The sequence below is a fragment of the Gryllotalpicola sp. genome (assembly GCF_027352875.1).
GTDB lineage: Bacteria > Actinomycetota > Actinomycetes > Actinomycetales > Microbacteriaceae > Gryllotalpicola.
In genome coordinates this window covers 1-7,394 of the sequence record NZ_DAIEII010000069.1, presented here as the reverse complement: position 1 = coordinate 7,394, position 7,394 = coordinate 1, and the positions used below count along the sequence as shown (strand labels likewise).

The 7,394-nt window shown below is 66.6% G+C and carries 7 protein-coding genes; all 7 read right to left on the bottom strand.

Going from position 1 to position 7,394, the window contains the following annotated elements; genetic code table 11:
* Nucleotides 1–708: hypothetical protein (locus M7D61_RS08535; RefSeq protein ID WP_298229516.1), on the bottom strand; the 708-nt coding region annotated here is incomplete at its 3' end.
* Nucleotides 709–778: 70 nt separating this feature from the next.
* On the bottom strand, nt 779–1,081 hold the full coding sequence (locus M7D61_RS08530) for a hypothetical protein (protein WP_298229514.1): 303 nt from the start codon (nt 1,079–1,081) through the stop codon (nt 779–781).
* A 228-nt stretch (nt 1,082–1,309) separates the two neighbouring features.
* Nucleotides 1,310–1,861 carry a glycosyltransferase gene (locus tag M7D61_RS08525; protein ID WP_366083923.1) on the bottom strand — a complete coding sequence of 184 codons (552 nt, stop codon included), beginning with the start codon at nt 1,859–1,861 and terminating at the stop codon, nt 1,310–1,312.
* A complete protein-coding gene (locus M7D61_RS08520) occupies nt 1,837–1,998 on the bottom strand; it encodes a hypothetical protein (RefSeq protein ID WP_298229510.1) in 162 nt (53 codons plus the stop codon). Before M7D61_RS08520 ends, M7D61_RS08525 begins: the two co-directional genes overlap by 25 nt.
* A 318-nt stretch (nt 1,999–2,316) precedes the next feature.
* The gene (locus M7D61_RS08515; RefSeq protein WP_298229508.1) at nt 2,317–5,142 is read right to left on the bottom strand and encodes a glycosyltransferase; all 2,826 of its coding nucleotides are present in this window, start codon (nt 5,140–5,142) and stop codon (nt 2,317–2,319) included.
* 32 nt (nt 5,143–5,174) lie between these two features.
* Complete coding sequence (locus M7D61_RS08510; RefSeq protein ID WP_298229506.1) at nt 5,175–6,437, bottom strand: ABC transporter ATP-binding protein; 1,263 nt, start codon at nt 6,435–6,437, stop codon at nt 5,175–5,177.
* Between the two features lie 30 nt (nt 6,438–6,467).
* Nucleotides 6,468–7,337, bottom strand: coding sequence for an ABC transporter permease (locus M7D61_RS08505; protein ID WP_298229504.1), 870 nt, complete (start codon nt 7,335–7,337; stop codon nt 6,468–6,470).
* Nucleotides 7,338–7,394 lie beyond the last annotated feature (57 nt).

Below are 7,394 nucleotides of genomic sequence, written 5' to 3'. Positions count from 1 at the left end.
GAAGAACTTCTCGGGGAGCCGGTACGCGGCGACCACCTCACGCGGGTCCGCCCGATACACGGCCGCCGGGAAGGCGCTCGCCGGATGCAACACCACGCACTTGGCGGCGTGCGCCGGCGCGAGTCGGGCGAGGTCGTCACGCACGCTCGCGCTGGTGACCACGACACGGTCCGAGACGGCCATGCAGCGGCGAAACGCTGCGGAACGCCGCTCCCGTTCGTCCTCGCTGAAGTGATCCGGGAGGTGGACGTGCTGCAAGTCGGGGATCCACGAGACCGTCTTGACGCGGCGGAGGCGGTACGGGAGCACGTTGCCGAACGCAACCCGGACTCCAGCAGCGGCGAGCTCGCGGTCGGCCGTGGGATCGAGCGAGAGAATGCGCCGCGCCGCGGAGTTGAGCACGCTCCTCGGCGTCCGACGCCGAGGGAGGGCGTACCTGACGATCCCTGCAGTCGGGAGATCGAGCTCGCCGAGGTCCGCGAGCAACCGGTCGTCAGGGTTGACCAGGAACGTCTCGACCGCGCGCGGGTCCGCGGCACGGAGCGCTGCGAGCAGGTTCACGAGGTGCCGGCCGCCGGCGATCCAATCGCCGCCCGCGACCCCGAACACGCCGATCCGCAATCCGCCCGACGCGATCACCTCGCGGGAGCGGCTCGGTCTCGCCCCCCGGTCATGCGCGAGAGTCGCTGAGCGTTCGGTCGCCGACACGGCAGTAGTGTAGTCTGCGGCGGCACCGAGGAGAAACCGCCGCCTGTCCGTGACATCGGGCGTGCGGCGATCAGCCCGGCTTGCCCAACACGCAGATCTCCCCGCCGACGAACACACGCTCCGCCTGAGAGACGACCTGCGGGCCGGCGCCCGCTGCGAGCCGGCCAAGTGCGTCGTCGGTGAACAGGAAGAGATGTTCGAGGTCATCAAATAGGTCGCCCCGCTCGCCGAACGGCGTGGCGAACTCGCGTCGGTCGATCGCGGTCTGAAGGACGGCCACACCGCCCAGCACCTGCACGCGCAAGACCTCGGCGACGAGCGCCCGTGGGTCGGAAGCGTGCTCGAGGACGTCTAGGGCCAGAAGAGATCGCACGCGAGTAGGCTCACGGCCGGGAAGAAGTCAACGCGGACCTCGATCGCGCTGTGCTCGGACACCGACCTCACCACCGCCTCGGCGGGCTCGACGCCGAGGCACAATACCCTTTCCCGGCGAGCGCTTCCAGGGAGACGCCGGGCGCACAGCCGGCCTCGATCGCCCGGCCGGCCGGGGGAGCGTGTCGGGCGACTTGAGCCCAGCCTAACCGGATGACGCCCGTCCCGCCTAGACATCACCCTCGCCCCGGAGCCCGCACCAGTGGATCGCATCTTCGACCGCGGGCCGATGCCCCGCGTGAAGCGCTCCCGCCAAGGCAACCACCGTGGGGCCTGCGAGACCGTTGGCGGCGAACGCCTCGACGAGGAAAGGCAGGTTCTTGCGCGGGTCGCCGGAGCCGACGTAGAGCACGTAGGTGCGGTCGAGCTGATACTCTCGCTCCAGTGCGGGTTTCTCCTCCGGCTCCGGGTGCGACTGGAACGTCGCCGCGTCGATGCCGAGGAGGGCGACGTCGATGTTGGCCTCCGGTACACCAAGAAGGCGGTGGAGATCGTGCCTCGTCGTCTCGCTGACGACGACGATCCGGCGCGCGCCGTGGTAGCGGACAAGCTCTTGCGGCAGGCGGCGGAGTCGGGCGAGGTGAGGCCGGCGCCGGGCGTAGAACTCGATGAAGAGCAAGGGGATGAGGTCGTGGCAGGTCACGATCCTCGGGCAAGCGGGGAGGATTGGCATGCCGATCGCTTCGGTGAGGTGAATCAGGCGCGGCGCCGCGCGCCGCAGCTCGAACCTCCGCCCCGGACGAACAGCCGCGCGCTGTACGCCGCTCCCTCCCACACCGCCACGCCGTCCGCCGCCTCGTCGAGCGGGGCAAGGACCGGAACGCCGCTCCGCCACTCGACCAGCGCCGCAATCGACAACCCCTACCGCTCATCCTCGGAGAGGGCCGCCAGCGCTCGCGCCAGGCTCACGATGTAGGTGCCGATCCCCTGCCAACGCGAGCCGACCGCGAGCGGCGTCACGTCAACGAGAACGTCAGGACCGTTTCTGGGAGGAGCACCATCAGTGTCTTTTCATCCCCGCCCTGAGAAGGGAAGTTGCCGACTCCCCGGCGGCTCGCCGATCGGACGTCGCGCTTTCCAGCGGTACGGTAGACCCAGAGAGCGTGGTGCCGTTTACTGGCGCCGGGGCTGCGCCGTAGGGGCGTCCCGATCTCCGCCGACGCCATCGCCCGCCCCTCATCGGCGCGCGGGTCCCGGCGTGAACTCGCCGGCACCGCCCGCGACCGGCGCCAGCGCGAGCAAGTGCTGTTCGATCCTCAGGAGAGTGTCGTTGAACCTGTGCCGCTCAACGACAAAGGCACGCGCATGTCGCCCGATCTCGGCGTACAATTCAGGCTCATCAATCAGCCGCGCCACCGTCCGAGCGCAGCCTTCGGCATCTCCCCGGGGAAAGACCAGCGCATTGGTTCCGGGAATGGTGATCTCCGAGTTTCCTCCCGTCGCCGTCGTGACGACTGCCAGACCGCTGGCCATCGCCTCAAGGAAAGCAATGCCGAAAGGCTCTTCCCAGACTGAAGGGAAGATCAGGATGTCGTGCTCACGATACAAGGCCGCCAAACGGTCCCGAGCGAGGAACCCGGTGAACCTGACGCGCTCTCCCAGGCCAGCGGACGCAACCCGGGCCTTCAGCTCCCCGAGATATTCCGCCTGCGTCGATCCGCCGGCAATAGTGAGTTGCAGGTTTGGGCACCTGCCGTCACGGGTCAAGATGGCAAACGCCTCGACGACGGTGTGGACGCCCTTGGCCGGCGTGACCTGGCCGCAATAGAGCAGGCGGCTCGGTGGCCGACGTTGCGGGTCGCTCGGGGAGAATTTGGCCGTGTCGATTCCCCAGTAGATCACAGGTGTGTTCGCCTCCGCAGTCCCGGCGGAAAGCGCCCTCTGGCGCAGGTAGTCGCTCCCGAAGATCGAATTCGGCCAGCTGCGGCAGGACGGATCAGCACGCTTGTACGGAACAGGTGCCAAGGCCACGACACCTCGCTTCAAGAGGGCTTTGAGGAATCTGGACGGTCGACGCCGCAGCCAAGCAAGCCAGGCGTCATCGCTCGCCATGGAGGCCATCCAGTCATCGAAAACGTAGGTGGCGAATGGTACGCCCGTTTCCAGCGCGATGTCGAGAAGCGATACGGACAGAAAGCGGAGGTTCCAAAAAAATACGAGATCGAACGGCCCAGCGCTCAGACGCCGCCGAAAAGCAAGCCGATTATCGCGCTCCTTGCGCAGCAGCTTGAGCACGTAGCGCCAACCCGGCGTGCGTTCCCAGCCGAGATCCACAGTGAGTGCGCGGCGGATCGACGGCTCCTCGACAAGCGGCGCGATTCCGAAGCAACTCGTCAGCACGGATACCTGATGCCCGCGAGCGCGCAAACCCTCGACAGCCTCGCTACATGCGATCTCATAGCCGCCGACGACATCCGGCGGGAAGAGATTCGAGACGACGAGAATCCTCAGCCTCCGCGGTGCACCGAGAAATCCCTCTCCCGGCCGCAGTGGAGCGTCCGGACTCGCAGCATGACGCGACTCCGGCTCGTCGCCGGGTATGGAGGCAAGGCGGTCAATCCGTTGCGGCGTCCGTTCCGGGCGGCCAAGCGATCGGCGAATCGTGTGCACCACCGCAGAGCGGAGGTTGCGCCGGTCATAGCGAAACACGAGATCGAGCTTCCGCAGAGGATCGAGCCACCGGCGGCGGGTCGTGGGCAGGATCATGTCGAAGCGCCGGGTCTTCGTATGGACCATAGCCCAGGCTCGGATGCGATCGCGCGCGGGAAACTCCGGGGTCTCGAAGGTTGGTAGCAGAGCTCCCCCAGCCGCAAAGTGCATGCCGTCCTCGATGTCGGCCAGCTGGCGGCCGTGGCGCTGCACCCAGGACCATAACGCGGTCCCTGGATAGGGGACGAGCATGTTGAAGCGAGGAACGATGCCGAGGCGTGCAGCGAAATCGATCGACGCCTGCGTCGCGGCGAGAGAGTCCCCTGGTAGGCCAATGATGAAATATCCGCCAACCTCGATCCCGGCTCTTTGAAGGCAGCGAATGCCACGCTCGATGTCGCCGAGCGTTTCACCCTTATTGGCTGCTCGGAGAACACCAGGGTCCGCATGCTCCACGCCGAGCATAACCATCCAACAGCCCGCCGACGCCATCAAACTGGCGAGTTCTTCGTCGATCAGGTCAGCACGGATACCGTTGGGACAGGTCCAGCGTAGACCGAGGTCGGCCTCGATGAGCGCTTGGCAGATCCGTTTGGAATGCCGCATATCGATGTTGAAGGAGTCGTCGATGAGCTCAAAGCTCACGATCCCCCAGCGTCGGCGGGCCCAGGTCAGCTCGGCCACGATCCGCTCCGGAGCTCGCCGCCGAAAGCATCGGCCACTAATTGTCGGGACGCTGCAGTACGTGCAGCCGAACACACAACCACGACTCGTGATCAGCGGGTAGCCGGTTGAAAGGAAAGCCTGAACAGACGCAGGGAAGGCGCCGTACTCGGAGTAGGCTAGGGTATCTAGATCGGCAACAGCGGGGCTCCTCACAAACAGCTTCTCGGGAGGTCCAGAATGTTCCACCGAATGGTCAACGCTCGCCGGGGCGTCACGGTTGACCAGGTGGTCGACAACGTCCGCAATCCGCTCCTCCCCCTCACCGGCCATGACCGCATCGACCCACCCCTCGTGGATGAGGTCGGACCCGCACAGTGTGGCATGAGGGCCACCGAGGATGATCCTGGTCTCGGGGAGAAGGGGGCGGATTGATCTTCCCAAGAGGCGCGATGATTTCATTGTTGCGGTCTTGACAGAGAAACCGACGACGTCGGGTCGGAGGGCAACAATCCTGTCAATGGTTTCAACCTGGGAGAGCGTCTCGTTGTTCAAGTCGATAACCTCGACGCTATGGCCCGCACGCAAAAGCGGAGGTATGAGGAACGCGATTCCGATGTTGGGGTAAGGCCTCTGACCAGCCGCCGCCCCCTGCCATCCTGCTGGGTCGATCAGTGTGACTTGTGCCAAGAACCTATCCTGCCATAACCGAACGTCAATCGCTAGCGCTCACCGAGCTGTCGAATCTCCCAGGGAAGCGAGAGACAAAGGACGCCCGGTGGACGCCAGCTGGCGTGGGCACTATGCCGCGGAATCGTTCGCTGCGATAGGTCGATCCGGATGACCTGGTCCCGCATGATCACATTGGCTCCGACCGGCATATCGACGCCGAGAGAGAGGTAATAAGTTCCGGAATTGAGCAGGCCGCCGGGAAGCAAGGCGCGGCTGAGGTATCTTCCAGCCGGACGGGAGCGTCCGGAATAGTCCTGGTTCTCGGCATCGCCGCCGACGAAGACGACGACCCCTTCGCTGTTCTGCAGCCAGAAACCGACTTGCATACTGAGGACTTCGCTCAGGAGACGGTACTCGACTTCAAAGCAGAACGGCGATTCTCGATCGAACCTGTTGGTGAGGACTCCGTCCTCGGTGACCACCCGCACGGCTTGAACGGAGATCCTGTCATTACCCGGCGCGCGGCTCCCCTCCGCCCATCGTTTCTCCGCCCCTTCCATTTCCCCGGAGCTCAGGTAGCGTTGGACGGCCTCCTGGACCGCACCAACGTGGGCAATCGTTCCTTCGTCGAGCCACACGGCCGACCTACACAACTGATTCACCGCTGTCATGTTGTGACTGACGAAGAGGACCGTCCGGCCGCCGCGAGCGACGTCACCCATCTTTCCGAGGCACTTCTTCTGAAACGCAGTGTCGCCGACGGCCAGCACTTCGTCCACGAGGAGGATCTCGGGCTCGAGGTGGGCGGCGACCGCGAAGGCGAGGCGGAGGTACATGCCGGTGGAGTAGTGCTTGACGGGGGTGTCGAGGAAGCGCTCGATCTCGGCGAACGCGACGATCTCGTCGAACTTGCGCTCGATCTCGGCGCGCTTCATGCCGAGGATGGCGCCGTTAAGATAGATGTTCTCGCGGCCCGTGAGTTCCTGGTGGAAGCCGGTGCCGACCTCGAGGAGGCTCCCGACGCGGCCGTGGAGCTCGACGCGGCCCTGGGTCGGCTCGGTGATGCGCGACAGGATCTTGAGCAGGGTGCTCTTGCCGGCGCCGTTGCGGCCGATCACGCCGACGACCTCGCCGGGTGCGACCTCGAACGAGACGTTCCTGAGCGCCCAGATCGTCTCGTGCGGGCGGCGCTCACCGCGCAGCGCCCGGAGGGCCGCGTTCGACACGCTCTCGCGCAGCGACTTGTAGCGCACCCGCTCGCCGATGCGGTAGCGCTTGCCGAGCCCCTCGACGCGGATCGCCGGAGCGCTCATCGCGGCGCCCCGGGGCGGGACGGGGCCGGCTCAGACCACATCGGCGAACTCCCGCTCCACGCTGCGAAAGTAGAGCGCGCCCGTCACGCACAGGACGAGCGCGACGGCGGCACTGGCCGCGATCAGGTGGACCGGCGCGGCGCCGTGACCGAGCATCGCCCAGCGGAACCCCTCCACCACCCCGGCCATCGGGTTGAGGCCGAGAACCCAGCCCGGCACGCCGAGCCTCTCGATGTGCGGCGCGACGACGCTGGCCGGGTAGATCACCGGGGTCACGAACAGCCAGAGCTGGACGAGGAACGGGACGACGAAGCGCACGTCCCGGTACTCGACGTTGAGCGCGGCGAGCCAGAGCCCGACCCCGACCGCGGTGAGCAAGGCGAGCAGGAGCACGAGCGGCAGGGCGACGACCGCGACGCCGGGCCAGACCTTGTAGTACGCCATCATGACGAGGAGCAGCGGGGACGCGACGGCGAGGTCGAGCAGGCCGGCGACCACCGCCGCGAGCGGGATCACGAGGCGGGGGAAGTACACCTTGGTGATCAGGTTGGCCGAGCCGACGACGCTCGCCGACGACTGGGTGAGTCCCTGCGCGAAGAATGTCCACACCAGCAGGCCGGCGTACGAGAAGATCGGGTAGGGGAGGCCGTCCGAGGCGATATGGGCGAGCCGCCCGAAGAAGAGGGTGAAGACGACCGCGGTCGCGAGCGGCTGCAGGATCGCCCACGCCGCGCCGAGCACCGTCTGCTTGTAGCGCACCTTGATGTCGCGCCACACCAGGAAGTAGAGGAGCTCCCGGTACGCCCACAGCTCCGCGAGGTCGAGCGCCCGCCAACCCGGGCGGGGCTCGATCACGAGGGTGAGCAGGGGCGGCGCCGGAACGGCCGGGGCAGGAGGCATCGGCTCATTATGTCGCATCCGGCGGCGAAGCGGCCGGCGCGACGCGCGGGGCGCGCC